Origin of the sequence: Mesorhizobium sp. NZP2077, assembly GCF_013170805.1 — a bacterium.
In the GTDB taxonomy this organism is placed as follows: Bacteria; Pseudomonadota; Alphaproteobacteria; order Rhizobiales; family Rhizobiaceae; genus Mesorhizobium.
On the sequence record NZ_CP051293.1, the window covers coordinates 2,485,219 to 2,510,119 of the forward strand.

A 24,901-nucleotide genomic window follows, 5' to 3' on the forward strand; every position below is an offset into this window, starting at 1 on the left:
CTTACTGCCCCAGCCGTTCGAGCAGTATGGGCACATGCACCTGGTCGGATTTGTAGTTGCCCGTCAGCATGTACATCATGATGTTGACGCCGGCGCGCAGCGCGTAGATGCGCTGCATCGGGTCGTTCGGCACAGTCGGCAGCAGCGGGTCGCCATTCTCGTCGACCGCCCAGGCGCCGGCGAAATCATTGGCGGTGATCATGATCGGCGAGACGCCGTCGCCGGTGCGCACCGGACGGTTGTCGGCATTGCTGGCGTCTAGCGATGCTTCGACCCAGAGCGGGCTGCCGGCGAAACGGCCAGGGAATTCCGGCAGGATGAAGAAGGATTTGGTCAGCACATGGTCCGACGGCACGGGCTCCAGCGGCGGCACGTTGAGGTTGCCCAGGATGTCGCGCAGCCGCTCGGTCGCCGGGCTGGTGGAATCGGCGCCGATGCCGTTGGCGAACTGGTCGCGCGTGTCGAACAGCACCGTGCCGCCCTGTTGCATGTAGGCGTCGATGCGGGCGATCGCCGCCTGGCTGGGCATGGGTGCGGCAGGATCGATCGGCCAGTAGATCAAGGGATAGAAGGACAGCTCGTCCTTCGAAATGTCGACGCCGGCCGGTGCGCCGGGTTCGAGCGCGGTTTTCTCGATCAGGAAGCGGGTCAGGCCTTCGAGCCCGGCGCGACTGATCGAATCGTCGCCCGGCACGCCGGTCAGCACATAGGCGATGCGGGTCTTCGAAATCGCCTCGATGGCCGTATCGTCGCCCGGCTTGGCATCGTCGGCGCGGGCGAAATCGGCATGGCCGAACAGTGTGCCAAGCGCAATCAGGATCGCTGCGGTGGTGGCCACGGTGCCGGCGCGGCGCGGCCGGCGCGAGAACAGGCCGCCCATCCAGAACACCGCCAGCGTATCGAGCAGCATCAGCACCAGGGCGGCCGCGACCAGCGAACCCTTCAAATTGCGCGATTCGTCGAAGGCATATTGGATCGTGGTGACCGGAACCGCGATTTGCGGGCGTGCCAGCGGTGCAAACGTGCTCGCGGCATCGAGCAAATTATGGGCGAAGACGCCGGTCTCGGAGCCGTAGAGCCCGGGCGGGTTCTCGAAGGTCACCGGCAGCGCGCCGGCGCCGGGCACCAGCGGCCGCGCATCCGGCGTCGGCGGCACCAGCGAGCCGTCGGCCGCGATCATGCGGTAGGGCGCCAGCGACGTCGCGGCGGCTTCGGCATTGGCGATCGCCGCGCCCTGGTTGCGCGAAAGCTGGACGATACGGCGCAGCATCTCGACGAAGCTGCCGGAGATCGGCAGGTTCGACCAGGTCGCCTCGGGGGTGACGTGGAACAGCACCAGTGTGCCTTTGCCTTTCTTCAGTCCGGTGACCAGCGGCGTGCCATCGGCGAGCGCCGCCCAGGTGCGCTCGACGATGTCGGGTGTCGGCTCGGCCAGCACCTGCCTGCTTACAGTCACCTCGGTCGGCGGCGCCAGGTCGGCGAAGGGTCCGGCCTTGGGAAATTCGGTGACCGGCTGCGGCGACGTCCATGACAGCGCGCCGCCGAGCGAACGCTCGCCGGTGCGCAGGCGGACCGGCAGCAGATCGTCATCATTGCCGGCGGCGGCCAGCCGCGAGCCGGCGAAACGCACCAGCGTGCCGCCATTGTCGACCCAGTCGACCAGCCTTTGCCGGACCTGCGCCGGGATGGTGCCGACGTCGGCCATGATGATCATCGCCGGCTTCTGGTCGAGGATCTGCGGGATGGCGTCGGCGAGATCGGCGCTCGACGGCTCGACCAGGTCGGCGAAAGGCTGCAGCGCGCGCCTGATGTAGTAGAGCGGCGACAGAAGCGGCTGCGCCTGGTCGGCCTCGGCCTGCGACAACAGCCCGACACGGCGGCGCTTGGAGCTTTCGTCGAGCACGCGCACCGCACCCGCCTGGCGCTCGCCGTCGAGCGCGATCGAGGCGAAGTCGTTGCGCAGCTCGAACGGCACCGCCATCGTGGCGGTGGCGGTGGCTCCGCCGGGTGCAAAGGTCAGCGTCGCATCGGCGATGCGGCGGCCCTTGTCGTCGAAGGCGCCGGCTGTGACCTGCGCCGGGGCCGGATCGCCCGCCGCGCGGATGGCGGTCAGCGCAAAGCCGTCGACCTGATTGTCGGCGCTGGTCAGACCGGTCAGGGAAAGCCGGTCGGCAGTTGCCCAGACGACGCGAGCAGCGTTCTTCGACAAAAGCGTGTTGAAGGCGGCCTCGTCACCCTTTGCCGCGAGGCCATCGGCGAGCACCGCGACGCTGGCGCCGGGCAAGGTCTGCAGCACGCCGGCGACGCGGGCATAGACGGCGGGCCGGTCGGTCGGGATCGGCCGCGGCTTGGCGGCGCGCAGCCGGTCGAGCGCGGCGGCGGCATCGAAGGGGCCGATCTCCGCATTGGCCTTTTCGGCGGTGAAGGCGATGATGACCGGCACGCCGTTCGAGCCGGCGTCCTTGATCAGCCGCTCGGCGGTGGCGACGCGCTTGTTCCAGTCGGCGGCGCTGGCCCAGTCATTGTCGATGACCAGCGCAAGGGCCGCGCCCTCGGCCGGCAGTTTTTCGCGCGGGTTGAACACCGGTTCGGCAAGAGCCGCGACGATGAGCCCCGCCATCAGCAGCCTGAGCAGCGTCAGCCACCAGGGGCTTTGATGCGGCGTCTCCTCGCGCTTCAGGACGCGGGCGAGAATTTTCAGCGGCGGGAAGATCTCGGCCTGTGGCTTGGGCGGCGTCAGCCTGAGCAGCCACCAGATCACAGGCAGCGCCAGCAGGCCCCACAGCACCATGGGGGCGCCAAAGGAGAGCGGCAGCCAGCTCATGCGACCACCTTTCCTGGCTGATCGCTATTGGCAATCATGCCGGCACGACCGCTACCGGCATAGCCGCCATCAGCGGTCATTGCCATGTGCAGGCGCACCAGCGCGTCGGACGCGAGCCGATCGGTGTGGTTGACGGTAAAACTCCAGCCGAGCCGCTTGCACCAGCTGGCCAATTCCTGGCGGCGGGCGGTGTAGAGCAGGCGGTATTCGTCGCCGAGCATCTCGGCGCGTCCGGCGGTCAGCTTGTCGCCGGTCTCGGGATCGGTGAATTCGGTGCGGCCGGCATAGGGGAAGGTTTCCTCGGCCGGGTCAGCAACCTCGATCAGATGAGCGCGCACGCCGTGGCGGGCGAGCACGTCGAGCCATTCCATCGTCTCCTCGACCGGATCGAGGAAATCGCTGGCGATGACGATGTCGCAGAAGCGCCTGATGCCGGAGAGGTCAGGCTTTGCCGGCAAGTCGCCGGCGTGCATCAGCTGGGCGGCGATGCGTTCGGCGCCGTTGCGGGCGGTGAACGGGTCGGTCAGGCCAGGCCAGGCGATGCGCTCGCCGCTGCGCGACAACAATTCGGCCATGGCCAGCGCCAGCACCAGCGCGCGCGATTGCTTTGAGACGCTGGCGCCGGTCGATTTGTAGAGCATGGACGGCGAAGGGTCGGCCCATAGCCACACCGTATGTGCGGCTTCCCATTCGCGGTCGCGCACATAGGTATGGTCGTCGCGGGCCGAGCGGCGCCAGTCGATGCGCGAGGAATCGCCCTCGACATAGGGCCGGAACTGCCAGAAATTCTCGCCGATGCCGCGCTTGCGGCGGCCATGCCAGCCGGCAATCACGGTGTTGACGATGCGGCGGGCCTCGACCAGCAGGTCGGGCACAAGCGAAGCCCGCAACCGGCCACGGGCGAGCGCGTCGCGCGTCGCTGCCGGAGCCTGGACCTCGCCGATGCGCGCCATCAAATTCCTTTCACGAGCTTTGCCACCACGTCGCGCACGCTGGTGCCCTCGGCGCGGGCGGCGAAGGTCAGCGCCATGCGGTGCTGCAGCACCGGCTCGGCCAGCGCCCGCACATCGTCGACCGATGGTGCCAGCCGCCCCTCATAAAGCGCTCGGGCACGCGTGCACAGCATCAGCGCCTGGCTGGCCCGCGGGCCGGGACCCCAGGCGACGTGCTTGTCGGTCTCGGCATTGCCCTGGCCCGGACGCGCCGAGCGTACCAGGGTCAGGATCGCCTCGACGACGCTTTCGGGCACCGGCATGCGGCGGATCAGCGTCTGGATTTCCTTCAGCCGTGCCGGCTGCAGCACGTTCTGGGCCTTCGCGTCCTCGATGCCTGTGGTCTCCAGCAGGATGCGGCGCTCGGCCTCGAGTTCGGGATAGAGGATGTCGACCTGCATCAGGAAGCGGTCGAGCTGGGCTTCGGGCAGCGGATAGGTGCCCTCCTGCTCCAGCGGGTTCTGCGTTGCCAGCACATGGAAGGGCGCCGGCAGGTCGTAGCGGGCGCCGGCAATGGTGACATGGTATTCCTGCATCGCCTGCAGCAGCGCCGACTGCGTGCGCGGCGAGGCGCGGTTGATCTCGTCGGCCATCAGCAGCTGGGCGAAGATCGGCCCGGAGATGAAGCGGAAGGAGCGCTTGCCGGTCTCGTCCTGCTCCATCACCTCGGAGCCGAGGATGTCTGACGGCATCAGGTCGGGCGTGAACTGGATGCGGCGTGAATCGAGGCCGAGCACGACGCCCAGCGTCTCGACGAGCTTGGTCTTGGCGAGGCCGGGAACGCCGACCAGCAGCGCATGGCCACCAGCCAGCACCGCCACCAGCGTGCGCTCGACGACGTTCTCCTGGCCGAAGATCACCCGGCCGACCCCGTCGCGGATCCTGGAAATATCGGCCAGCGCCTTCTCGGCCTCGGCGACCATCTCCGTTTCGCTGATCGGGCTTTCCTTGACCATCACGCTCATGCCGCTTCGATCCCTTTTGGCTGGAGATACCTATGGTCGGAAATACGGCCGCACCATAGCATAAGTTGCCGCGATTCGGCCTCGGGTAGTGGCTATGATCGAACTTAAATCACAGACTTAGGCTGACAAGCGGAACAACAGTGACTATTTCGTGACGATGACGGAACCATACGAACATCGCGAACAAAGCGAACAAAGCCTTACGAGCGCCACCGGGGCGCGCGGCCTGGAGGCGTTGATCTCGCGCGCGGCGCGTGCCGGCAAGGGCGCAGCACCCGTCGAGCGCTGGAATCCCGACTTTTGCGGCGATCTCGACATGGAGATCAAGGCCGACGGCACCTGGTTCTACCTGGGCACGCCGATCGGCCGCATGCCGCTGGTGCAGCTTTTCTCCTCCGTGCTGCGGAAGGACGCGGACGGCAGGACCTATCTGGTGACGCCTGTGGAAAAGGTCGGCATCCGCGTCGCCGATGCGCCGTTCACCGCCGTCGAAATGGATGTTTCGGGCAGTGGCGACGAGCAGATCATCACCTTCCGCACCAATGTCGGCGACGTCGTCGAAGCCGGGCCGGAGCGGCCGCTGCGCTTCGTCGACGAGAACGAGACCGGCGGGCTGAAGCCCTACGTGCTGGTGCGCGGCCGGCTTGAGGCGCTGGTGGGGCGGCCTGTGATGTATGAACTGGTCGAGCATGGCGAGGAGATCGAGATCGACGGCAAGACGATGTTTGCCGTGCGCTCGAAGGGCGCTGTGTTCCCGATCATGCCGGCGGACCAGTTGAAGCGGCTGAGCGCATGATGGACCAGGTATCGCCGGCGCCGTTTTCATCGGCGGATTTTCGCGCGCGCTTCGCCGCGCAGCCGCAGGCGCATGCCGGCGACGACTATGGCGACCATCGCTTCAATCCGGGCCATCCGCGGCTTAACCAGGGCAAGGCGCTGCGCAATGCGGCGGTGCTGATCCCGGTGGTCGATCATGGTGGCGAGGCGACGGTTCTCTTGACCAAACGCGCCGAAAAGCTGCGCAGCCATTCGGGGCAGGTGGCCTTTCCCGGCGGCACCATCGACTCCACCGACGCCAGCCCCGAGGCAGCGGCGCTGCGCGAGACCTTCGAGGAGATCGGCCTTGACCAGGACCGTATCGAGATCATCGGCCGCATGCCCGACTACGTTGCCGGCAGCGGCTACCGCATCGCGCCGGTGCTGGGCATCGTGCAACGCGGCTTCCAGCTGAGCTTGAACGCCGACGAGGTCGATGCCGCCTTCGAAGTGCCGCTGCGCTTCCTGATGGATCCGGTGAACCACAAGCGCGACAGCCGCATGTGGAACGATCTCGAATGGTTCTTCTACGACATGCCCTATGGCGACCGGCGCATCTGGGGCGTCACCGCCGGCATCATCCGTACGCTCTATGAAAGGCTCTATGCGTGAGTGTTTCGATCGCGGGTAGGGCCGACTGGCTCGCCGACAAGCATCTGCAGCGCCTGCTTGCCGCTTTGGCTGAAGGCGGTGAAGAGGCGCGTATCGCCGGTGGCGCCGTGCGCAACACGCTGATGGGCCAGCCGGTCGCCGATATCGACATCGCCACCACCTGTTTGCCTGAGGAAACCATCCATCGCGCTGAGGCGGAAGGCTACAAACCGGTGCCGACCGGCATCGAGCATGGCACAATCACGGTGGTTGCCGGCGGAAAACCCTATGAAATCACCACCTTGCGCGCCGATGTCGAGACCGACGGCCGCCGTGCCAAGGTGTCGTTCGGACGCGACTGGAAGCTGGATGCCGAGCGGCGCGACTTCACCATCAACGCGCTTTACGCCGAGGCCGACGGGGGGGTCGTCGATCTGGTCGGAGGCATCGCCGATATCGAGGCGCGCCGGCTGCGCTTCATCGGTGATGCGGAAGCGCGCATCCGCGAGGATTATCTGCGCATCCTGCGCTTCTTCCGCTTCTTCGCCTGGTACGGCGAAGGCCGGCCGGACGCCGAAGGGCTGAAGGCCTGTGCCCGGCTGAAGGAGGGCCTGGCCCAACTCTCGGCGGAACGCGTCTGGTCCGAACTGAAGAAGCTCTTGTCGGCGCCTGACCCGTCGCGGGCGCTGCTGTGGATGCGGCAGGCAGGTGTGCTGACCACCGCGCTGCCGGAGAGCGAGAAATGGGGCATCGACGCCATCCATGGGCTGACCAAGGCCGAGAAGGATCTGGGCTGGGTGGCCGATCCGATGCTGCGGCTGGAGGCGATCGTGCCGCCGGACGCCGCGCGCATGAAGACGCTGGCCGAGCGGCTGAGGTTTTCAACTGCGGAATCAGACCGCTTGCGCCACTGGGCACTCACCACGGCCGTCGAGCCAAAGACGACCGAGGGCGAGCTGGCGAAAAGGCTTTATCGCGGCGACCGGCAAGGGTTTGTCGACCGGCTGCGGCTGTCGCTTGCCGGCGCCCGGGTGCGCGCTGTCGAGGACAATGAGGCGCTGCTGGAAGCCGGCGGCTTTTCGCGCCTGCTGGCCTTCGCGCTCAAATGGGTAAAACCGGTGTTTCCGCTGAAAGGCGCCGATCTGGCGGCGCTCGGCGCAACGCCTGGGCCGAAGCTGGGCGAAATCCTCAAGAACCTCGAGGCGGAATGGATCGAAGCAGGGTTTGCGCCCGATCGCGGCGCGCTGCTCGAACGCGCCGCAAAGGCACTTGAAACCTAGTCAAATCCCGGCGTCGCTCACCTACTTGATCGCTACGGGGGCCAGGGCGCGTGAGAGGCTCGCCTCGCCCTTGCCATAGACGGATGCACTATAGTTGACCAGAGTGTCGGTACGAGCCGTATTGAGCAGGTCGTTGGTGATCTGGGTCGGCGTGGCCTTGGTGAATTTGCTGCCGATGATCGCCGCGTATCCTGAAATGATCGGCGCGGCGAAGGACGTGCCGTAAAGACCGGTCTTGTCCCCGGTGACACCCACGACGAGGAAATGGCTCTGCACAGCCGTGTTGGAGCCGGCGTAGTTGGAATACCAGGCAAGCTGGGCCTTGTTGGACGTCGTGCCGTTGGTGGACAGCGCGCCGACGAAGATCGCCGAGGCTTTGCCGATCAAAGCGATGTCGAGATAATCCTGCTGGCCGCCGGTGACGCCGCCCACGGCAACCGAGTCGTTGCCCGCCGCCTTCGAGACAACGGCTAAGCCTTTGGCGGCGTAGGAGATGATGGAAGCTTCCTCCGGGGCCCACCCGATCTGGTTTGAGCTGTAGCCCGCCTTGGCGTACATGCCGTAGCTCAGATTGAGCACGTTCAGGCCGCTCGCCAGGCTGACGGCCGAACCGGTCGAGAAGTCCTTCGACCTGATCGTCGCCAAGGGCGCAACCATGCTGGCTTCCTCGCGGGTCCACTCGCCGTGCCGCTGGGTTTGAACCCCAACGCCGAAATTGCCGGAGAAGCGCGACGTACTGCTGAAGTCGTCGACCATGGTGATGGTGACGCCCTTGCCCTTGTAGCCTGCCGCCCATGCGGCGCCGACATCGGGGCTCATCCAGTTCTGTACCGCCTGCGTCGCCGGTGCGGCTGGGATCGTCGCGCTCACGCATATGGACCCGCCACCGTGGCAGAGCGCGGCCATTTCATCGGCGTCGAGGGCCTCCTGCGCCGACACGAATGGCGCCGAAAGGATGAGAAGGGCGGCGGCGAGGCCGAACTTTATGCAAGTACCCGACATGTTCCAACTCCAGTCAGACAAGAACCAGGATGAGCGATCGCTTTCGGGGCGAGATGAATTCCGCATTTGCAACCTCGCGGCGATCAGAAGGTAACACGGTAATTCAGCCAGAGATGCTGGCTTTCCGGTTTAGCATTAACCAGATATTTCAAGGTTTCCTCAGGCGCCATCTGGCTGGCGGCGAGTCGGCAATTGACGCTGTAGGTGCCCAGATCGCCGTAGTTCGCTTCGCAGGACTTTTCGGTGAGCTTGCCGCCGAAGGTCGTGGTGAGCGACAGGGAAAGCGTACTGTTGGGATTGGGATGTATCTGGGTGAGGAACCCAAGCTTGAGGCTGGGCGCGATCCGATACTTCTCGCCCTCTTCTCCGGTCCCGAAACCCCAAAGGATGCCGGTATCCTCGGTGATCTGTGTCAGCAGGTCCACATGCATGTCGACCCAGCTCGCGCTGTACCATTGGTTGAACGATACAAAGGTTCCGTTCTGCAGTTCGTAACCGCCATTGCCCAGGCTTCTCGCGCGATCGCTGAGCGGCGAACCCTGATGGATGTCGACCAGCGATGTCGTCATTTCCTGGGCAATGGACATTTCCTGGGCAATAGACGGGGACGCCCCGACGAGCGCGCAAAGCAGGAGCGCCGCCGTGCGGAAACCCACTCGATTGCCGGACTTTTCGCGCATGCGCGAAACACCTCGCCCCACCGTTCCGGATCAGTGCTTGGTGGCGACGGGCTTCTCTGGCAGCCCACTGTAGCCGGATTATCCGCGCGACATTGGCACGGGTTCGGTTACCGCAGGGTTTACTTTAGCGGAGGCAAATATAATTTTTTGACCGGAAAAAATATGTATCGCGCCGCGACCGCGATGGCGTCAAGCGCGAGTCGCGGGCGTCGCGACCCAAAGCCGTTTCTACCCCTAGAGGTGAGCGCCGACGCGGTTCGCTTGCCGCCGCCCACGAAGCCCAAGATGGGCGAAACCTAAGCGGCGTCGCGGACTTTTTCGATGCGCGAGCGGATCGCCTCGATCATCGTCTCGCGGATAACGGTCTCGCCATGCGTCTCACGCATATGCTCGACGGCACGGCGCATCACTTCAGCCTCTTCATCGGCACGGGTGTGCCAGTCACAGCCGGGCACGAGCGACCCGCAGTGAAATTCCTTCATGGGATGTCTCCTTTCCTCCGGGGAGCCGGTCGGGGCTCCGCCATTTTTCTTGGCTCACGGTGCATTCCAGTTTGAATTCCCTGACGTGAGCGGGGCAAATATTATAACACGGGAAGGCCGGTCTGGTTGCATCAAAGCATCGTGCACCGCCCGTTATGTCGCCAATTCCGGACGGAATTCCTCTGGCCGATGTTACGGCCAGCGAACCTCCGGCGGCAGGCTGGACAGGATCGACGCGACGTTGCCGCCGGTCTTGAGGCCGAAAATGGTGCCGCGATCGTGCAGCAGGTTGAATTCGACGTAGCGGCCACGGCGGATGAGCTGCTCGTCGCGATCGCCGTCGGTCCAGTTCTCGTTGAAGTTGGCGCGCACGAGGTGGCCGTAGACGACGAGGAAGGAGCGTCCGACATCCTGGACGAAGTTGAAGTCGGCATTCCAGCCGCCTTTGTCCTCGCCCGAATGCAGCCAGTCGAAGAAGATGCCGCCGGTGCCGCGCGGCTCGTTGCGGTGCGACAGATAGAAGTACTCGTCGCACCAGGCCTTGAATTTCGGGTAGTCGGCGACCTCGGCGTTCTTCTCGCAAGCGAATTGCATGGCGCGATGGAAGGCGATGGTGTCAGGATCGTCCTGGGTGCGGCGGCGGTCGAGCACCGGCGTCAGATCGGCGCCGCCGCCGAACCATTGCCTGGAGGTGACGACCATGCGCGTGTTCATGTGGACGGCCGGAACGTTGGGGTTCCAGGGATGCGCGATCAGCGAAATGCCGGAAGCCCAGAAACGCGGATCTTCCTCGGCGCCGGGCATTTGCTTCCTGAATTCGGGCGAGAACTCGCCATAAACGGTCGAAGTGTGGACGCCGACCTTCTCGAAGACCCGGCCACGCATCATCGACATGGTGCCGCCCCCACCCTTGCCCTGGTCACGCTCCCACGGCGTCTTTTCGAACCGGCCCGGCGACCATGAGGCGAGCGGCCCCTGGAGATCCTGCTCTATCTGCTCGAAGGCGCCGCAGATGCGTTCGCGCAAGGCTTCGAACCACAGGCGGGCCTTCATCTTCTTCTCTTCGATGTCGGCGGGCAGGCCAGCTTGTATTTCAGGTCGTTCCAAAGCGCCGTCTCCGGTTGCGGGGCGGTGAGTCGACAAAAGACTCGTCTTTTCCGGGCGCGATCCCTAATCTCTTGAGGGACAGGGTCAAGTCACTTTGGTTTTGCGCATGATCCTTTCCGAAATCGGTTTTCGGGGTCATGCGCCAGGTGCAAGGAGCTGTTTCGTGCGCACCCCGGCAAGACCGCCGCTGGATGGCCTGAAGAAAAGGCTCGACCAAAGCCGTGCCGAACGCGCACGCATGCCGCGCGACGGTTTTTTGCGCGAGACCTTCGTGCTGCCGCGCTCGGACGCGCGGCTCAAGGCCAAGGAATGGTTCGAGCGCTTTCCCAAACAGGCCTACTGGACCGAGATCGAAAGCTGGTTCGAGCGGCCGGGGGATCTGATCGAGTTCACGATCAGGCGGTTGCCGGTGGCGGATTAGGATTTCCTCGCCCCGTTTACGGGGAGAGGATGCCGGCAGGCAGGAGAGGGGCAGCGCAAACCTTCACTTGCTGGCGCTGCCCCTCATCCGCCTTTCAGGCACCTTCTCCCCGTGAACGGGGAGAAGGAAAAACCAACCTTCTCGCGCCGGTGCCTTCCCTTGCCAGCCTGTCGCCCTTGTTCCGGAGCGGGCATTTGTCGATCGACATGCAGCCGCAGCCGATGCAGTCGGTCAGCCCGTCGCGCAGTTTCTTCAGCTGGGCGATCTTGTGGTCGAGGCCGTCGCGCCAGGCGGTCGACAAAAGGTTCCAGTCGTCGCGCGTCGGCGTGCGGCCCTCGGGCAGTGATGCCAGTGCCTCGCCGATCTCGGCCAGCGAGATGCCGACCTCCTGAGCGACCTTGATGATCGCCACCCGCCGCAGCACGTCGCGGCCGTAACGGCGCTGGTTGCCCGATGTGCGGTGGCTGCGGATCAGGCCGCGCGTCTCATAAAAATGCAGCGCAGACACCGCCACGCCACTGCGCATGGCCACCTGGCCGACCGTCAATTCCGTTACTGGAGCCATTTCCGATTTTCCGCTTGACCTCAAGTTAAGTTGAGCTTGTAGCGAAGAAATGTTGATAGGGCAAATGACAGGAGAAGGCGATGTGCGCCTGGGTGAGAATGACGGAAAACGGAGTTGCCGGCGAACCGCTAGCCGAGCTGCCGGACGGCTTCGCCCGCCACCATGGCGACGGACAGCGCGACGTTGATGCTGCGCGCGCTGCCCTGCATCGGGATGGTCAGCCGCGCATCCGCCGCCTGATGGACCGCATCCGGCACGCCTGCGGATTCGCGGCCGAACAGCAGGATGTCACCGTCCGCGAAGCTGAAGCTGGTGTAGGGGGTCGTCGCCTTGGTCGACAGCAGCACCAGCCGGCGCCCGTCTTTCTTGCGCCAGTCCTCGAAGGCGTTCCAGTCAATGTGCCGGGTCAGGGCAGCCATTTCGAGGTAGTCCATGCCGGCACGCTTGAGCGCCTTGTCGGAGAGCGGAAAGCCGGCCGGTTCGATGATATCGACGCCAAGGCCGAGGCAAGCGGCGAAGCGCAGGATTGTCCCGGTATTGCCGGCAATGTCCGGCTGGTAGAGCGCGATGCGGAGACGACAGTTCATTTCCGCGTCCTTCTAATAAGTGGCAGATCGGCAACAGCGGGGTCGTGGTTTTGGAAATTGCGGGACCTGCGCGTGGCCATTTTTTTCGAAGTCGGGTATACGGCCAGCATTGTCAACCCGAACCGATGGAGGGGAAACTCATGATGACCATGCACATCCAGCGCCCCTCTCGTGGGCTTACCTGCCTGCCGGCGGTTTCGGTACGACAATTCTCCTGACTCTCTAAGACTTGATCGCACCGATTCCTGCCGAAACGATTTTTCGGCTCTCGAAGGAATCCTGCGATGTTTTTCAAAAAGTCAAAAGGGCTGAACGCCCGAGCTGAGTATGTCCAGACCGATGCTTGGCGTCGTGTCCAGACCAACGCAATCCGCGCCTCCGGCCGAATGCCGGCGGACGATGTTGCTTCGCCTTTTCATCTCTATTTTCATACGGAGGACGGACCGATGTTCGATCCCTACAGAATACCCGGCTCAAGAAGTCTGCACGACCAGAAGATGGCGACCTGGGCGCTGCTGATCGGTGAAACCTATTCGTCGGCGGTTCACGCCGAGGTCCGCCGCCGGCCGCATCGCGGCATGCTGCCGGATGTCGATTTCTCGCGCGCGGTTCCCGATCTGAGCCGCCCTTCGCTGGTGCGCCGGATCATCCGGCTGATCCGGCCGGGTGCGAAAATCCGGCTTGTCGACACCGCACCGACAGGATCGGCAAGCGAGCCTGTCGGCGAAAAGCCCGCGAGCCCCTATATTGCGCGAAGCAGGGCCGACGGTCCGGATGATTCCGGACCGTCGGCCCTCGGCTCCACACGGCCCGGGGACTTCGTACGTTCACGCGCCGCGTGAGCGGAAAACAGATTTCATGAGACTGACCCATGTTGTTGTTTAACTGGTTTGAAAGAAGGCTCGATCCGTTCCCGGCAGCGGAACCGGTCGAGCCGCCCAAGACGTTGGTGGGCTTCTGCCTGCATTATACGCGCGGCGCCTGGCCCTATATCCTAGTCGACGCGGTCCTGGTGGCCGCGATCGCGATCGCCGAGCTGTCGATGTTCGCCTTTCTCGGCCGGATCGTCGACTGGCTGTCGGGGCAGAACCGCGAGACCTTCCTGCAGACGGAAAGCTGGAAGCTCGCCGGTATGGCCTTCATCGTGCTGTTCGTGCTGCCGGCCACGGTATGGCTGCATTCGCTGCTCAACCAGCAGACGCTGATGGGCAACTATCCCATGCGCATCCGCTGGCAGGTGCACCGCTACCTGCTCAAGCAATCGATGAGCTTCTACCAGGACGAGTTCGCCGGCCGCATCGCCACCAAGCTGATGCAGACGGCGCTCGCCGTGCGCGAATGCGTCATCAAGGTGCTCGACGTCCTCAATTACGTCATCGTCTATTTCCTCAGCACGCTGTTCCTTGTCGGTTCTGCCGACCTGCGGCTGGCGGCGCCGCTGGTCGTGTGGCTGGTCGGCTACATCCTGTTGCTGCGCTTTTTCATTCCGCGCCTGGGCAAGGTCGGCGAGGAACAGGCCAATGCGCGCTCGGTCATGACCGGCCGCGTCGTCGACAGCTACTCCAACATCCAGACGGTCAAGCTGTTTTCCCACGCGCGCCGCGAGGCCACTTTTGCCAGGGAAGGCATGATGAGCTTTCTCGATACCGTCTATCGGTCGATGCGGCTGGTGACGGTGCTTTTCGGCACGCTCTATATCCTGAACTCACTGTTGCTGTTCTCGATCACCGCCATCTCGTTGTGGCTGTGGATGGGGCAAGTGGTGACGATCGGCGCGGTCGCCGTGGTCATCGGCGTGGTACTTAGAATGTGGGGTATGTCGCAATGGATCATGTGGGAAATGTCGGGCCTGTTCGAGAACATCGGCACGGTGCATGACGGCATCGCCTCGATCTCGCTGCCGCGCCTTGTCGAGGACAGGCCGGATGCGCGGGAGATCGTCGTTTCCAGGGGCGAGATCCGCTTCGAGGATATCCGCTTCCACTATGGCAAGCAGAAAGGCGTCATCGAAAACCTGTCGCTGGCGGTGAAGCCGGGCGAGAAGGTCGGCATTGTCGGCCGCTCGGGCGCCGGCAAGTCGACGCTGGTCAATCTGCTGCTGCGCTTCTACGATTTGGAAAGCGGCCGGATCCTGATCGACGGCCAGGAGATCGCCGGCGTGAAGCAGGATTCGCTGCGCGCCCAGATCGGCATGGTCACGCAGGACACGTCACTGCTGCATCGTTCGGTGCGCGAGAACATCCTCTACGGCCGGCCCGATGCTTCTGACGAGATGCTGGTTGAGGCGGCACGGCGCGCCGAGGCGCTGGACTTCATCGGCGGACTTTCGGATGGCAGTGGCCGCAAGGGGTTCGACGCCTATGTCGGGGACCGTGGCGTCAAATTGTCCGGCGGCCAGCGGCAACGCATCGCCATTGCTCGCGTTATGTTGAAGGATGCGCCGATACTTATCCTTGACGAGGCGACGTCGGCGCTGGATTCCGAGGCGGAAGCGGCCATCCAGGAGAATCTTTACAAGCTCATGCAAGGCAAGACCGTCATCGCCATCGCCCACCGTCTGTCGACCATCGCGGCGATGGACAGGCTCGTGGTGATGGACCAGGGTCGGGTCATCGAGGAGGGTTCGCACGACGAACTGGTCGCCAAGGGCGGGCTCTACGCCCAACTCTGGCAGCGCCAGTCGGGCGGGTTCCTGCTCGAAGACATCCCGGCCGAAATCGCCAACGACGCAATGGCAAAGGGCCAAGCCGCGGAATGATGACAGCCGTTTATCGCTGGTTCGAGAACTGGGTCTATCCGTTCAGGGAGCCGGCGAATCTTCGGCCGCCGTCGAGCGTCGGCGGGTTTCTCTGGCACTATGTCGGCCAGGCGAAATTCGCCTTCTTCGCCATGCTGGTCATCGGCGGCATCGCGCCGCTGGTCGAGGCAGGCCTGTTCTATTTCGTCGGGCGGCTGGTCGATATTCTCGACCAGCTTCCCGGCGAGCGCAGCTGGCATGCGCTGTGGACCGCTGCCGGCCCCGAACTGGTGTTCATGATCGCGGTGGTGCTGGTCATCCGCACCATCGTCGTCGGGCTCTCGGCGCTGGTCGACGAGCAGACGATCACGCCCGGCTTCTACAATCTGGTGCGCTGGCAGGCGCACCGGCATGTGTCGCGCCAATCCTACGCCTTCTTCCAGAACGATTTCGCCGGCCGCATCGCGACGAAAGTCTGGCAGGCGGGGCAGGCCACCGGCGACCTGATGGAAAGCTTCATCGAAGTCATCTGGTTCATGCTTATCTACACGGTGACGACACTGGCGTTGGTCGCCAGCCTTGACTGGCGGCTGGCGGCGCTGGTGGTGATCTGGATCGCAGCCTTCGGCTGGTTGGCAAAACTCTATCTGCCGGCGATCCGCAAGCATGCGGAGGCCACGGCCGAAGCAGGCTCGATGATCAATGGCCGCATCGTCGATTCCTATTCCAACGTGCAGACGCTGAAGCTGTTCTCGGCCGACGGCGACGACCATTACATCCGCAACGGCTTCGACATCTATCTCGACGCGCTGCGGCCCTTCACCCGCCGGCTCACCGGCGTGCGCATGGCGCTGACGACGCTGTCGGGCATAGTGATCACGGCGATCGGCTGTTTTGCCGTCTATCTCTGGGTGGAGGGCTCGATCACCGTCGGCGCGGTCGCCTTCACACTGTCGCTGGTGCTACGGCTCAACATGCTGCTTGGCCGGGTGATGATGCAGCTCAACGGCATTCTTCGGAACCTTGGCGTGCTGGAGAACTCCAAGGCGCTGATCTCGCAGCCGCTCGGGCTCATCGACGCGCCCGATGCCAGGGAGCTTGTCGTTGCCGGCGGGCGCATCGACGTGAAAAATGTCGAGTTCCACTACGGCAAGGGGTTCGGCGTGCTGAACGGCATCGACCTCGTCGTCAAGCCGGGCGAAAAGGTCGGGCTGGTCGGGCCATCGGGTGCGGGCAAGACGACGCTCGCCAATCTGATCCTGCGGCTCTACGACCTGGAAAGCGGGTCCATCACCATCGATGGCCAGGACGTTGCCCAAGTCACGCAGAATTCGCTGCGCGCCAATATCGGCGTCGTCAGCCAGGACACTGCCTTGTTCCACCGCTCGCTGCGCGACAACATCAAGCTCGGCATGCCCGACGCGACAAACGCCGAGGTGATCGCAGCAGCTGGGAAGGCCGAGGCACATGACTTCATCCTGGGCCTGCGCGACAACCGGGATCGCACCGGCTACGAAGCCTTTGTCGGCGAGCGCGGCGTGAAACTGTCGGGCGGCCAGCGCCAGCGCGTGGCGATCGCGCGTGTCTTCCTCAAGGACGCGCCGATCCTGATCCTCGACGAGGCAACCTCGGCGCTCGATTCCGACATCGAGGCGGCGATCCAGGAGAACCTCACCAGGCTGATGGAGAACAAGACGGTCATCGCCATCGCCCACCGGCTGTCGACGATCGCCGCACTCGACCGCCTCGTCGTGCTGGACGGTGGCCGCATCGTCGAGCAAGGCACGCATGACGAGCTGGTGGCGCTCGACGGGCTCTATGCGCGGTTGTGGAAGCGACAGTCCGGCGGCTTCCTCTATCACGAGGAAAGCGTGCTCGAAGAGACGCGGCCGGCGGAGTAGGCGCATGGGCGGGACGCCAGAGACCAGCCCAGAGATTGGCCCGGAGATCGGTTATGAGATCAGGCGGCTCCGGCCGACCACGCCGGCCTTCGACAGGCTGAAGGACGAGAGCCGGCTGGAAGGCTACTGGATGCTGGTGCGCCTAGCGGATGGCTGGTCAAGCGGTCACAACTCTGGCGGCCGCAACAAGTTCCTGAAGCGGGGCGAGGCGCTTTATGGGGCATGGCATGGCCGGGACCTCGCCGGTGTCTGCGGGCTGAACATCGATCCTTATTTCGAGGGCAGAGATCAGGGCCGGGTCCGGCACCTGTTCGTCAGCGCGCCTCACCGCCGTGCCGGCCTTGGCCGCATGCTGGTCGAGACCGTCATCGATCGGGCCTGCCAGTATTTCGCGGTGTTGAACACCCGCGCCCCGCCGGAAGCCTACGGCTTCTATGAAAGGCTTGGCTTTCAGCGCGTGGCAGGCGAAGAATTCGTCACCCACCGCTTGGTGTTCGGGAAGGAGAGTTGAAATGTCCTTGCGTCCGCCATCTCAACTCACCGGCTCGTCGGCCGCCGAAGCCGCCTTTGATGCGCTCGGCCATGAAATCCTGGCCGAGAAGGCGGCGGCACTCGGCCGGGCCGGCCAAAAGGTCGAGGAAACGCTGGCTCGGCTAAGCGACAATGCAGACGAGGAACTGCGTCCCCGGCTTCTCAAGGAGGCTGCCGCGGCCGTGCACGCCTATTTCATCCAGCGCGAACTTTGCGGCCTGCGCAGGCACGAGGCCGTCATCCGCGAGTATGGCATACCCAAGGCGGTGCTTGTCCGGTTGGGAGCGATGTAAGGATCATTCGAGCCATTCGGTGATGAACTTGCCGTTCTCATGAATGTCAGTGGTTTCCAGCGGGCCCGGGCCGAGATTGGTGAATTTGTGCGGCGTGTGGGGCGGCACGATGACGATCTGGCCGGCGGAAGCCTCGATTTCCTGGTCGCCGACGGTGAACAGGCCGGTACCCTGGCGGATGATGAAGATCTCAGCCGCGGGCCGCCGCCTTCATCAGGCAGATAGTTGAAGATCAGGCAGGAGTTAGAGCCGTAGGCACCGCCTTGCAATTCGCCCTTCCAGTGGTCGGAGCGGACGGCCCATTCCTCACGGTCTATGACGTGTGCCATGCCTGGGAGGACAGATCACACCGGCGCCCTGTGTCGAGGCAAGCTGGAGCCTCGGATTTTGCTGATATTTCCCGGTTGTTTAGCCGCCTTTTGCGGCCATTCCCCGTCCCGCCGGGCAATAGGGGATTTTGTCCCCGCGACAATCTGCCCTTGTGCCTTGACCCGTCTGGACAAAAACGGGCTTCACGCATAAACCGAAGTCCAAATGCCGGAGGAATTCGCTAGCCTGTTCGCCATGCGCTGTCGGGTTGGCGTGATTGAGCGGGGAACAAGGCTCGGCCACCGGCGCGGAAGAGGCGAAAGGATCAGGCACCCGTGAGCGCAACCGACATCCACGATCCCAATCGTCGAGATTTTCTTTATGTCGCCACGGGCATGGCCGCCGTGGTCGGCGCCGGTGCCTTCGCCTGGCCGTTCATCGACCAGATGCGCCCCGATGCCTCGACGCTGGCGCTTGCTTCGGTCGAGGTCGATGTCGCCTCGCTGACGCCTGGTAGTTCGCTGATCGTCAAATGGCGCGGCAAGCCGGTCGTGGTGCGCAACCGCACCGAAAAGGAAATGAAAGACGGCGAGGCTGTCAATCTCTCCGATCTCAAGGATCCGATCGCCCGCAACGCCAATCTGCCTGCCGATGCGCCGGCGACCGACGCCAACCGCACCACGCCCGGCAAGGAAGCCTGGATGGTGATGGTTCAGGTCTGCACGCATCTGGGCTGCATTCCGCTCGGCCAGGAAGGCGATTTCGGCGGCTGGTTCTGCCCCTGCCATGGTTCGCAATACGACACCGCCGGCCGCATCCGCAAAGGTCCGGCGCCCGAGAACATGGCTGTGCCGGTATTCAAATTCATTTCCGATACCAAGATCCTTATCGGTTGAGGCAGGGGGACATTTCGATGAGCGAGGGACACTCGACCTACACGCCCAAAACCGGTATCGAACGCTGGTTCGACGCCCGCATGCCTTTGCCGCGACTGGTCTATGACAGCTTCGTCGCCTATCCGGTGCCGCGCAACCTCAACTACCTGTGGACTTTCGGCGGTATCCTGTCGATCATGCTGGTGGCGCAGATCCTGACCGGCATCGTGCTGGCCATGCACTACACGGCCGACACCAATCTCGCCTTCGGCTCGGTCGAAAAGATCATGCGTGACGTCAACTCCGGCTGGCTGTTGCGCTACATGCATGCCAACGGCGCCTCGTTCTTCTTCATCGCCGTCTACATGCACATCTTCCGTGGCCTCTATTACGGCTCCTACAAGGCGCCGCGCGAGCTGCTCTGGATCCTCGGCTGCATCATCTACCTGTTGATGATGGCGACCGGCTTCATGGGCTACGTGCTGCCATGGGGACAGATGAGCTTCTGGGGCGCCACCGTCATCACCGGCTTCTTCAGCGCCATTCCGCTGGTCGGCGAGTGGATCCAGCAGTTGCTGCTTGGCGGCTTCGCCGTCGACAACCCGACGCTGAACCGCTTCTTCGCGCTGCACTACCTTTTGCCGTTCATGATCGCCGGCGTCGTCGTGCTGCACGTCTGGGCGCTGCATGTCGTCGGCCAGTCGAACCCGACCGGCATCGAGGTCAAGTCGAAGACCGACACCGTCGCCTTCACCCCTTACGCGACCATCAAGGACGCGTTCGGCATGATCGTGTTCCTGTTCATCTTCGCCTATTTCATCTTCTTCCTGCCGAACTATCTCGGCCATCCCGACAATTACATCGTCGCCAACCCGCTGAAGACGCCGGCCCATATCGTGCCGGAGTGGTACTTCCTGCCGTTCTACGCGATCCTGCGCGCCATCACCTTCAACATCGGGCCGATCAATTCCAAGCTCGGCGGCGTGCTGTGCATGTTCGGCGCCATCGTCATGCTGTTCCTGGTGCCGTGGCTCGACACCTCCAAGGTGCGCTCGGCGGTCTACCGGCCCTGGTACAAGCTGTTCTTCTGGCTGTTCGTGGCCGACGCCATCCTGCTTGGGTGGCTGGGTTCGCAGCCGGCGGAGGGCGGCGGTCTGTTGTCCCTCCTGACAGGTGAGCTCGTGGGCAACTACGTTGGCTACGCTCAAGCGGCGACACTCTTCTACTTCGGCTTCTTCCTGATCGCGCTGCCGGTGCTTGGCCTGATCGAGACGCCGCGCAGGCTGCCGAACTCGATCACCGAGGCGGTGCTTGAAAAGAACAAGGGTGGCAGCGGGCATCCGGCGGGCGCCACGGCCGCGCCAGAGACCAAGGGCTGAGCGGTAGGGAATCTAAGGGGATTTGGCATGAAAAAGATTCTCACTTCGCTGGCGCTGATCGGCCTTGTGGCCGCCGGCACTGCCGCCTTCGCCGCCGAAGAGGCGCACAACGCGGCGGCGCCGACGCATTTCCCGATCAACGAGCCGAAGGAGATGAGCTGGAGCTTCACCGGCCCGTTCGGCACCTACGACAAGGGCCAGCTGCAGCGCGGCCTGAAGGTCTACAAGGAAGTCTGCTCGGCCTGCCATTCGATGAATATGGTGGCGTTCCGCACGCTGGAAGGCCCAACGGGCCTTGGCTATTCGGATGCGCAGATCAAGTCGCTGGCAGCCACCTACACCATCCATGACGGCCCCAACGATGCCGGCGAGATGTTCGACCGTCCCGGCAAGCCATCGGACTATTTCCCGGCGCCGTTCGCCAATGTAGAGGCCGCCGCGGCCGCCAATGGCGGCGCGGCACCCCCCGACATGTCGTTGCTGGCCAAGGCGCGCGGCGTCGAGCGCGGCTTTCCGCAGTTCGTCTTCGACATTTTCACCCAGTATGACGCGGGCGGCCCCGACTACATCCATTCGCTGCTGACCGGCTACGACCAGACGCCGCCTGCCGGCATGGTCATCCCCGAGGGCACGCATTACAACCCGTACTTCATGTCCGGCGTGTCGCTGAAAATGCCCAAGCCGCTCTCCGACGGCCAGGTGACCTATGATGACGGCGCACCGCAGACGGTCGACCAGTATTCCCGCGACGTGGCAACCTTCCTGATGTGGGCGGCCGAGCCGCACATGGAAGCCCGCAAGAAGACTGGCGTCAACGTGCTGTTTTTCCTGCTGGTGTTCGGTGCGCTGGTCTACCTCGTCAAGCGCAAGGTGTGGGAAGGCGTGGCGCACTAAATCGCGCCAAAGCTGCACAGGACTACGAAAGGGCGCCTCGAGGCGCCCTTTCGCGTTTCGGAGGCGGTGATGTCACATGGCCGTCACCGCATCTGGTGATCCTGCGGCATTCTCAAACTAAGGATTGCGCCCATGAGGAGATATGCATCGCTCGCCGCGGGTCTGCTGCTGCTGGTCATCGGCTCGGCCGCCCAGGCCGAAGACGCAAAGCCTTTCTTCACCAATAGGGATGTCGACCTGACGATGATCCTGCCGCCGCCGCCGGCGAATGATTCGGCGCAGACCAAGGCCGAGCTCGGCGAAGTGCTGACGGCGCAAGTGACGCGCACGCCCGAGATGGTGGCCAGCTCGGTTGCCGATGCGGAGGAGAATGTCTGGCGCTTCGCCAATGTCATGGGGCCGAATTTCACCAAGGAGAAGCTGCCGAAGTTCAGCGCCTTTTTCGATCGCATCGTCGAGACCGAAGGCGCTGTCGTCGATCCGGCCAAGGATGTCTGGAAACGCCCGCGTCCGCACCAGCTCAGCGATCTCGTCAAGCCGGCGGTCAAGCTGTCGAGTTCCGGCTCCTGGCCGTCCGGCCACGCCACCGTCGGCACCATGATGGGCATCATCCTTGCCGACATGGTTCCGGAGAAGCGCGCCGAGATCATGGCGCGCGCGGCCGAATACGCCCACAACCGCGAGGTTGGCGGTATCCACTATGCGTCCGACGTCGAGATGGGCAAGATTTCCGGCAGCGTCATTGCCGCGGTCCTGCTCAACCGGGACGACTTCAAGGCCGAGTACGAAGTGGCCAGGGCCGAGCTGCGTTCCGATCTCGGAATGTAAGTCCCAAAGCGCGTCGCGTCGGAGCGGATTCATGCGACGCGCTCTGGGGTGCTTCTCTGCGCGCGCCAGCCGGGACGTCAGTTTCTCTTCCTCTCGCGTAAAGGGCTCCAGGAGACTGAAGCCGGCAACGGCTCATTGCGCCGACACCTGCACCGATATTGGAAAGGCAAAGTACAGGTTGCAGGCAACAAGCTCGATACCTCGTTTTCCCAGGCGAGAGAGAGGTTCAGGCGCTTCAACGGCAACAGTTGCGCTGCCTTTGCCCTTCGCCTGCAGTGCGACGAGAGCATCATAGACGACGCGACGCTCGCGGACGGATGCCTGCTTCGGATTTTCAGGGTAATAAACGGGGATCGTCAAAATCAGATAGTCCATCCGACAGCGCGGCGCCGAAATCGCGATTGCCTTCCTGCGCAGAGCGACCTCGAACACGCCTGACCGTTTGTCGAATCCAGTGATCCATTGTCGATGCGTATGCAATTGTCCAAGTGCGTCGCCGACCACCAAATCTGTCGGGTGTAGCACGACCGTCCAACTGGCCTGCTCGGCAGCGGAGACGGCTGCCGGCGCCCAGCTCAGGAGCGAGGTTGCCATAGTGGCGGTCAGTATTTTTCGCAGAAGATGGGTCATGTAGCGACCATGGTTCGACGGGAAGGGGCGCTTCAGGCCCCCTTTTTACCCCTACGCGAAAGTTCGGCAACACGTCCTTTGGCATAGGGAGGCGCTCAAACAGATGCGGGTCGAGATCGGACTGGTTGTGAAGTTGATGGGCTGCAACTCGATCGGACAATTGTGGCGCGGGAACCGCTTCCGATAATCAGCAGAGCAGGACGCAGCCGTGGCAGACGGCATCAGCGCGGAAAATCACTGCAGCGGCCAGTCCAATCCTTTGCCGGATGCGCTTGTCTCGGGCGCGACATCGCGCTAGCCGTTGTCGGCCGCACCGGGCTACGATTGGCCCAGGCAGCGTTTCACATCTGTCCGCCGAAACTGGATCACCCGGAGAGCCGCCTCATGAAACCTTCGCTCGAAGACACGCTGCTGGCGTCGATCCGCACCATTCCGGACTATCCGAAGCCCGGCATCCTGTTTCGCGACATCACCACGCTGCTCGGCAATGCGCGCGCCTTTCGCCGCGCCATCGACGAGCTGGTGCACCCCTATGCCGGGCAGAAGATCGACAAGATCGCCGGCATCGAGGCGCGCGGCTTCATCCTCGGCGGCGCCGTCGCGCACCAGCTTTCGGCCGGTTTCGTGCCGATCCGCAAGAAGGGCAAGCTGCCCTATGAGACGGTGCGCGTCGCCTACAGCCTGGAATACGGGCTGGACGAGATGGAGATGCACAAGGACGGCGTTGCCCCCGGTGAGAAGGTGATCCTGGTCGACGATCTGATCGCCACCGGCGGCACCGCGGAAGCGGCGGTGAAGCTGCTGCGCCAGATTGGCGCCGATATTCTGGCGGCCTGTTTTGTTATCGACCTGCCGGATCTCGGTGGGCGCAAGAAACTTGAGGCGCTGGGGGTGCCGGTGAGGACGCTGATTGGGTTTGAGGGGCATTGAGGGAGCGGTTCTTCCTTCTCCCCTTGTGGGGTGAGCAGCCGGCTCGCCGAAGGCGAATTCATCGTGCCAGTGGCACGATGAAAGGCGGCGAACGCCGGGACGCTGCGAAGCAGCGGGGACCCGGCAAGGGTGGATCAGCCACCCCCGCCCTTCGCAGGCTCACGGCGTTCGAAGCTCGAAAAGCCAAGCAGTTGGCTTTTCGTCCGCTAACGCGGACCGCTTCTCACCCCACAAGGGGAGAAGGAAGAGGCACTGCTACTCCGTCTTCACCAGCACGGCGCTCTCAAACTCGAGCACCTTGTCGCCGGTCGCGGCGAAAGCCTCGCAGCGCAGCGCCAGCAGCCGCCAGCCGGGGCGTGATGAGATCGGGCGGTGGGAAACCGCTGTGCGCGTGAAGGTGACGGTCTCACCCGCATAGACGGGCTTCAGCCATTTCAGGTTCTTGAAGCCGGGCGAGGGGCCAAATTCGGGCATCGGGCCGGGGCCGTTCCAGTTGGCGCCCTCGGCGTCCATGCCGGCTTCGAGGTTGAGTTTCATCCAGGTGGCGGCTGTGTGCCAGCCGGAGGCGCAGAGCCCGCCGAGCACGCTCTTCCTGGCGGCCTCTTCGTCGATATGGAAGATCTGCGGGTCGTATTTGCGGGCGAACGCCTTGATCGCCTCGGCCTCGAATGTGTGCGAGCCCAGCGTCACCGTGGTGCCGATGCGGAAGAATTCGTCCAGGGTCATGCCGCATTCCCCGCGGCATCACGCGTCAGGAACATGACGGAATTCTCAAGCTCGAAGACGCTTTCGCCACGTTGGTTGACCAGCTCGCTGCGCATGGTGACAAAGCCGAGTTGCGGCTTCGAGCGGGACAGGCGCTTGGCCAGGACAACCAGGCTGCCTTTGAGCGTATCGCCGGCCAGAACCGGTTTCTTCCACCTGACCTGATCGACGCCGGGCGCTCCCTGGCAGGTGGAGTCCAAAAGGAAGGCATCGCACAGCATGCGCATGAACATGGCGCAGGTGTGCCAGCCCGAAGCCGACAGGCCGCCCAGGATGCTGGCCTTGCCGGCCTCCTCTTCGAGATGCATCGGCTGGGCGTCGAATTCGCTGGCGAACTCGACGATCTCAGCCGCGCTCACCTCTTTCGTGCCGAGGTCGAACGAGGCGCCCTCGACAAAATCCTCATAGGCCCATGTCTTTGCGGTCATGGTCTGGCATCCCTGCAGAACGCGCGATCCGCATGGATCGGCGAACCCGGATGCAGGCAGCGCGCGATTTGGTCAAGTCCTTTCTGGTG

At 63.9% G+C, this 24,901-nt stretch carries 26 protein-coding genes and 1 pseudogene; 14 read left to right on the forward strand and 13 right to left on the reverse strand.

The genetic code is table 11. The annotated features are described in order from the left end of the window. Position 1: 1 nt before the first annotated feature. The 3 genes from HGP13_RS12115 to HGP13_RS12125 are packed head-to-tail and all read right to left on the reverse strand — an operon-like array spanning position 2 to position 4,781. A complete protein-coding gene (locus HGP13_RS12115; protein WP_172225246.1) occupies positions 2 to 2,824 on the reverse strand; it encodes a DUF4159 domain-containing protein in 2,823 nt (940 codons plus the stop codon). Then, positions 2,821 to 3,777 (reverse strand): DUF58 domain-containing protein, encoded by a 957-nt coding sequence (locus HGP13_RS12120; RefSeq protein ID WP_172225248.1) that lies wholly within the window; start codon positions 3,775 to 3,777, stop codon positions 2,821 to 2,823. Before HGP13_RS12120 ends, HGP13_RS12115 begins: the two co-directional genes overlap by 4 nt. Next, a complete protein-coding gene (locus HGP13_RS12125) occupies positions 3,777 to 4,781 on the reverse strand; it encodes a MoxR family ATPase (protein WP_172225250.1) in 1,005 nt (334 codons plus the stop codon). Before HGP13_RS12125 ends, HGP13_RS12120 begins: the two co-directional genes overlap by 1 nt. Positions 4,782 to 4,938: 157 nt before the next feature. Here HGP13_RS12125 and HGP13_RS12130 point away from each other — a divergent pair, with 157 nt between their 5' ends. The 3 genes from HGP13_RS12130 to HGP13_RS12140 are packed head-to-tail and all read left to right on the forward strand — an operon-like array spanning position 4,939 to position 7,468. Then, a complete protein-coding gene (locus HGP13_RS12130) occupies positions 4,939 to 5,577 on the forward strand; it encodes a DUF1285 domain-containing protein (RefSeq protein ID WP_172225253.1) in 639 nt (212 codons plus the stop codon). Further along, entirely contained in the window at positions 5,577 to 6,209 is a 633-nt protein-coding gene (locus tag HGP13_RS12135; protein WP_172234680.1) for a CoA pyrophosphatase, read from the forward strand. The genes HGP13_RS12130 and HGP13_RS12135 overlap by 1 nt, the downstream gene beginning before the upstream one ends. Beyond that, the gene (locus HGP13_RS12140; RefSeq protein WP_172225256.1) at positions 6,206 to 7,468 is read left to right on the forward strand and encodes a CCA tRNA nucleotidyltransferase; all 1,263 of its coding nucleotides are present in this window, start codon (positions 6,206 to 6,208) and stop codon (positions 7,466 to 7,468) included. The genes HGP13_RS12135 and HGP13_RS12140 overlap by 4 nt, the downstream gene beginning before the upstream one ends. 21 nt (positions 7,469 to 7,489) lie before the next feature. Here the strand turns inward: HGP13_RS12140 and HGP13_RS12145 are convergent, their stop codons facing one another. From HGP13_RS12145 to hemF, 4 genes are all read right to left on the reverse strand, one after another. Beyond that, positions 7,490 to 8,470 carry a S8 family serine peptidase gene (locus HGP13_RS12145; protein ID WP_246707338.1) on the reverse strand — a complete coding sequence of 327 codons (981 nt, stop codon included), beginning with the start codon at positions 8,468 to 8,470 and terminating at the stop codon, positions 7,490 to 7,492. Positions 8,471 to 8,553: 83 nt separating this feature from the next. After that, on the reverse strand, positions 8,554 to 9,150 hold the full coding sequence (locus HGP13_RS12150; RefSeq protein WP_172225262.1) for a hypothetical protein: 597 nt from the start codon (positions 9,148 to 9,150) through the stop codon (positions 8,554 to 8,556). A gap of 296 nt (positions 9,151 to 9,446) precedes the next feature. Next, complete coding sequence (locus tag HGP13_RS12155) at positions 9,447 to 9,632, reverse strand: DUF1059 domain-containing protein (RefSeq protein WP_027044022.1); 186 nt, start codon at positions 9,630 to 9,632, stop codon at positions 9,447 to 9,449. Positions 9,633 to 9,824: 192 nt separating this feature from the next. Continuing rightward, complete coding sequence (gene hemF, locus HGP13_RS12160) at positions 9,825 to 10,739, reverse strand: oxygen-dependent coproporphyrinogen oxidase (protein ID WP_172225265.1); 915 nt, start codon at positions 10,737 to 10,739, stop codon at positions 9,825 to 9,827. A gap of 163 nt (positions 10,740 to 10,902) precedes the next feature. On the opposite strand from hemF, the gene HGP13_RS12165 reads away from it, so the two are divergent. After that, positions 10,903 to 11,160 (forward strand): hypothetical protein, encoded by a 258-nt coding sequence (locus tag HGP13_RS12165; RefSeq protein WP_027030665.1) that lies wholly within the window; start codon positions 10,903 to 10,905, stop codon positions 11,158 to 11,160. A gap of 94 nt (positions 11,161 to 11,254) precedes the next feature. On the opposite strand, the gene soxR is transcribed toward HGP13_RS12165, so the two are convergent. Next, on the reverse strand, positions 11,255 to 11,725 hold the full coding sequence (soxR, locus tag HGP13_RS12170; RefSeq protein ID WP_172225268.1) for a redox-sensitive transcriptional activator SoxR: 471 nt from the start codon (positions 11,723 to 11,725) through the stop codon (positions 11,255 to 11,257). A gap of 128 nt (positions 11,726 to 11,853) precedes the next feature. Beyond that, positions 11,854 to 12,312 (reverse strand): tRNA (cytidine(34)-2'-O)-methyltransferase, encoded by a 459-nt coding sequence (locus HGP13_RS12175; protein WP_172225271.1) that lies wholly within the window; start codon positions 12,310 to 12,312, stop codon positions 11,854 to 11,856. 284 nt (positions 12,313 to 12,596) lie between these two features. On the opposite strand from HGP13_RS12175, the gene HGP13_RS12180 reads away from it, so the two are divergent. Genes HGP13_RS12180 through HGP13_RS12200 form a run of 5 tightly spaced genes read left to right on the forward strand, consistent with a single transcriptional unit; the run spans position 12,597 to position 17,774 of the window. After that, positions 12,597 to 13,154 carry a hypothetical protein gene (locus tag HGP13_RS12180; RefSeq protein WP_172225274.1) on the forward strand — a complete coding sequence of 186 codons (558 nt, stop codon included), beginning with the start codon at positions 12,597 to 12,599 and terminating at the stop codon, positions 13,152 to 13,154. Between the two features lie 29 nt (positions 13,155 to 13,183). Next, positions 13,184 to 15,070, forward strand: a complete 1,887-nt coding sequence (locus HGP13_RS12185) for an ABC transporter ATP-binding protein (RefSeq protein WP_172225277.1) — start codon at positions 13,184 to 13,186, stop codon at positions 15,068 to 15,070. Beyond that, on the forward strand, positions 15,067 to 16,950 hold the full coding sequence (locus HGP13_RS12190; RefSeq protein WP_172225280.1) for an ABC transporter ATP-binding protein: 1,884 nt from the start codon (positions 15,067 to 15,069) through the stop codon (positions 16,948 to 16,950). The genes HGP13_RS12185 and HGP13_RS12190 overlap by 4 nt, the downstream gene beginning before the upstream one ends. 4 nt (positions 16,951 to 16,954) lie before the next feature. After that, complete coding sequence (locus tag HGP13_RS12195; protein WP_246707339.1) at positions 16,955 to 17,461, forward strand: GNAT family N-acetyltransferase; 507 nt, start codon at positions 16,955 to 16,957, stop codon at positions 17,459 to 17,461. Between the two features lies 1 nt (position 17,462). Further along, on the forward strand, positions 17,463 to 17,774 hold the full coding sequence (locus HGP13_RS12200) for a DUF6665 family protein (RefSeq protein WP_172225286.1): 312 nt from the start codon (positions 17,463 to 17,465) through the stop codon (positions 17,772 to 17,774). A gap of 3 nt (positions 17,775 to 17,777) precedes the next feature. On the opposite strand, the pseudogene HGP13_RS12205 reads toward HGP13_RS12200, so the two are convergent. Further along, positions 17,778 to 18,103: pseudogene (locus HGP13_RS12205) on the reverse strand (cupin domain-containing protein). Positions 18,104 to 18,418: 315 nt separating this feature from the next. Between HGP13_RS12205 and petA the strand changes: the two are divergent. The 4 genes from petA (at position 18,419) to HGP13_RS12225 (ending at position 22,059) form a co-directional block, all read left to right on the forward strand. After that, on the forward strand, positions 18,419 to 18,979 hold the full coding sequence (gene petA, locus HGP13_RS12210; protein WP_172225289.1) for a ubiquinol-cytochrome c reductase iron-sulfur subunit: 561 nt from the start codon (positions 18,419 to 18,421) through the stop codon (positions 18,977 to 18,979). Positions 18,980 to 18,996: 17 nt separating this feature from the next. After that, positions 18,997 to 20,337, forward strand: a complete 1,341-nt coding sequence (locus HGP13_RS12215; RefSeq protein WP_172225292.1) for a cytochrome b N-terminal domain-containing protein — start codon at positions 18,997 to 18,999, stop codon at positions 20,335 to 20,337. Positions 20,338 to 20,364: 27 nt separating this feature from the next. Further along, positions 20,365 to 21,231: a cytochrome c1 gene (locus HGP13_RS12220; protein WP_172225295.1), complete on the forward strand. Its 867-nt coding sequence runs from the start codon at positions 20,365 to 20,367 to the stop codon at positions 21,229 to 21,231. A gap of 132 nt (positions 21,232 to 21,363) precedes the next feature. Further along, positions 21,364 to 22,059 (forward strand): phosphatase PAP2 family protein, encoded by a 696-nt coding sequence (locus tag HGP13_RS12225; RefSeq protein WP_172225298.1) that lies wholly within the window; start codon positions 21,364 to 21,366, stop codon positions 22,057 to 22,059. A gap of 132 nt (positions 22,060 to 22,191) precedes the next feature. Here the strand turns inward: HGP13_RS12225 and HGP13_RS12230 are convergent, their stop codons facing one another. Further along, entirely contained in the window at positions 22,192 to 22,689 is a 498-nt protein-coding gene (locus HGP13_RS12230) for a hypothetical protein (protein ID WP_172225301.1), read from the reverse strand. A 384-nt stretch (positions 22,690 to 23,073) separates the two neighbouring features. On the opposite strand from HGP13_RS12230, the gene HGP13_RS12235 reads away from it, so the two are divergent. Further along, positions 23,074 to 23,619, forward strand: a complete 546-nt coding sequence (locus HGP13_RS12235; RefSeq protein WP_027044041.1) for an adenine phosphoribosyltransferase — start codon at positions 23,074 to 23,076, stop codon at positions 23,617 to 23,619. 255 nt (positions 23,620 to 23,874) lie between these two features. On the opposite strand, the gene HGP13_RS12240 is transcribed toward HGP13_RS12235, so the two are convergent. Both HGP13_RS12240 and HGP13_RS12245 read right to left on the reverse strand, forming a co-directional pair. Further along, complete coding sequence (locus HGP13_RS12240) at positions 23,875 to 24,345, reverse strand: MaoC family dehydratase (RefSeq protein ID WP_172225304.1); 471 nt, start codon at positions 24,343 to 24,345, stop codon at positions 23,875 to 23,877. After that, positions 24,342 to 24,812 (reverse strand): MaoC family dehydratase, encoded by a 471-nt coding sequence (locus HGP13_RS12245; RefSeq protein WP_172225307.1) that lies wholly within the window; start codon positions 24,810 to 24,812, stop codon positions 24,342 to 24,344. Before HGP13_RS12245 ends, HGP13_RS12240 begins: the two co-directional genes overlap by 4 nt. Positions 24,813 to 24,901 lie beyond the last annotated feature (89 nt).

What these genes read in the sequence shown, in the direction of transcription:
- HGP13_RS12240 (WP_172225304.1), bottom strand. Translation starts at nt 24,345, where the DNA reads ATGACCCTGGACGAATTCTTCCGCATCGGCACCACGGTGACGCTGGGC.
- HGP13_RS12220 (WP_172225295.1), top strand. Translation starts at nt 20,365, where the DNA reads ATGAAAAAGATTCTCACTTCGCTGGCGCTGATCGGCCTTGTGGCCGCC.
- HGP13_RS12145 (WP_246707338.1), bottom strand. Translation starts at nt 8,470, where the DNA reads ATGTCGGGTACTTGCATAAAGTTCGGCCTCGCCGCCGCCCTTCTCATC.
- HGP13_RS12120 (WP_172225248.1), bottom strand. Translation starts at nt 3,777, where the DNA reads ATGGCGCGCATCGGCGAGGTCCAGGCTCCGGCAGCGACGCGCGACGCG.
- HGP13_RS12130 (WP_172225253.1), top strand. Translation starts at nt 4,939, where the DNA reads ATGACGGAACCATACGAACATCGCGAACAAAGCGAACAAAGCCTTACG.
- HGP13_RS12155 (WP_027044022.1), bottom strand. Translation starts at nt 9,632, where the DNA reads ATGAAGGAATTTCACTGCGGGTCGCTCGTGCCCGGCTGTGACTGGCAC.
- HGP13_RS12190 (WP_172225280.1), top strand. Translation starts at nt 15,067, where the DNA reads ATGATGACAGCCGTTTATCGCTGGTTCGAGAACTGGGTCTATCCGTTC.
- HGP13_RS12195 (WP_246707339.1), top strand. Translation starts at nt 16,955, where the DNA reads ATGGGCGGGACGCCAGAGACCAGCCCAGAGATTGGCCCGGAGATCGGT.
- HGP13_RS12235 (WP_027044041.1), top strand. Translation starts at nt 23,074, where the DNA reads ATGAAACCTTCGCTCGAAGACACGCTGCTGGCGTCGATCCGCACCATT.
- soxR (WP_172225268.1), bottom strand. Translation starts at nt 11,725, where the DNA reads ATGGCTCCAGTAACGGAATTGACGGTCGGCCAGGTGGCCATGCGCAGT.
- HGP13_RS12225 (WP_172225298.1), top strand. Translation starts at nt 21,364, where the DNA reads ATGAGGAGATATGCATCGCTCGCCGCGGGTCTGCTGCTGCTGGTCATC.
- HGP13_RS12215 (WP_172225292.1), top strand. Translation starts at nt 18,997, where the DNA reads ATGAGCGAGGGACACTCGACCTACACGCCCAAAACCGGTATCGAACGC.
- HGP13_RS12115 (WP_172225246.1), bottom strand. Translation starts at nt 2,824, where the DNA reads ATGAGCTGGCTGCCGCTCTCCTTTGGCGCCCCCATGGTGCTGTGGGGC.
- HGP13_RS12125 (WP_172225250.1), bottom strand. Translation starts at nt 4,781, where the DNA reads ATGAGCGTGATGGTCAAGGAAAGCCCGATCAGCGAAACGGAGATGGTC.
- HGP13_RS12200 (WP_172225286.1), top strand. Translation starts at nt 17,463, where the DNA reads ATGTCCTTGCGTCCGCCATCTCAACTCACCGGCTCGTCGGCCGCCGAA.
- HGP13_RS12135 (WP_172234680.1), top strand. Translation starts at nt 5,577, where the DNA reads ATGGACCAGGTATCGCCGGCGCCGTTTTCATCGGCGGATTTTCGCGCG.
- HGP13_RS12150 (WP_172225262.1), bottom strand. Translation starts at nt 9,150, where the DNA reads ATGCGCGAAAAGTCCGGCAATCGAGTGGGTTTCCGCACGGCGGCGCTC.
- HGP13_RS12230 (WP_172225301.1), bottom strand. Translation starts at nt 22,689, where the DNA reads ATGACCCATCTTCTGCGAAAAATACTGACCGCCACTATGGCAACCTCG.
- HGP13_RS12180 (WP_172225274.1), top strand. Translation starts at nt 12,597, where the DNA reads ATGTTTTTCAAAAAGTCAAAAGGGCTGAACGCCCGAGCTGAGTATGTC.
- HGP13_RS12185 (WP_172225277.1), top strand. Translation starts at nt 13,184, where the DNA reads ATGTTGTTGTTTAACTGGTTTGAAAGAAGGCTCGATCCGTTCCCGGCA.
- HGP13_RS12245 (WP_172225307.1), bottom strand. Translation starts at nt 24,812, where the DNA reads ATGACCGCAAAGACATGGGCCTATGAGGATTTTGTCGAGGGCGCCTCG.
- HGP13_RS12175 (WP_172225271.1), bottom strand. Translation starts at nt 12,312, where the DNA reads ATGAACTGTCGTCTCCGCATCGCGCTCTACCAGCCGGACATTGCCGGC.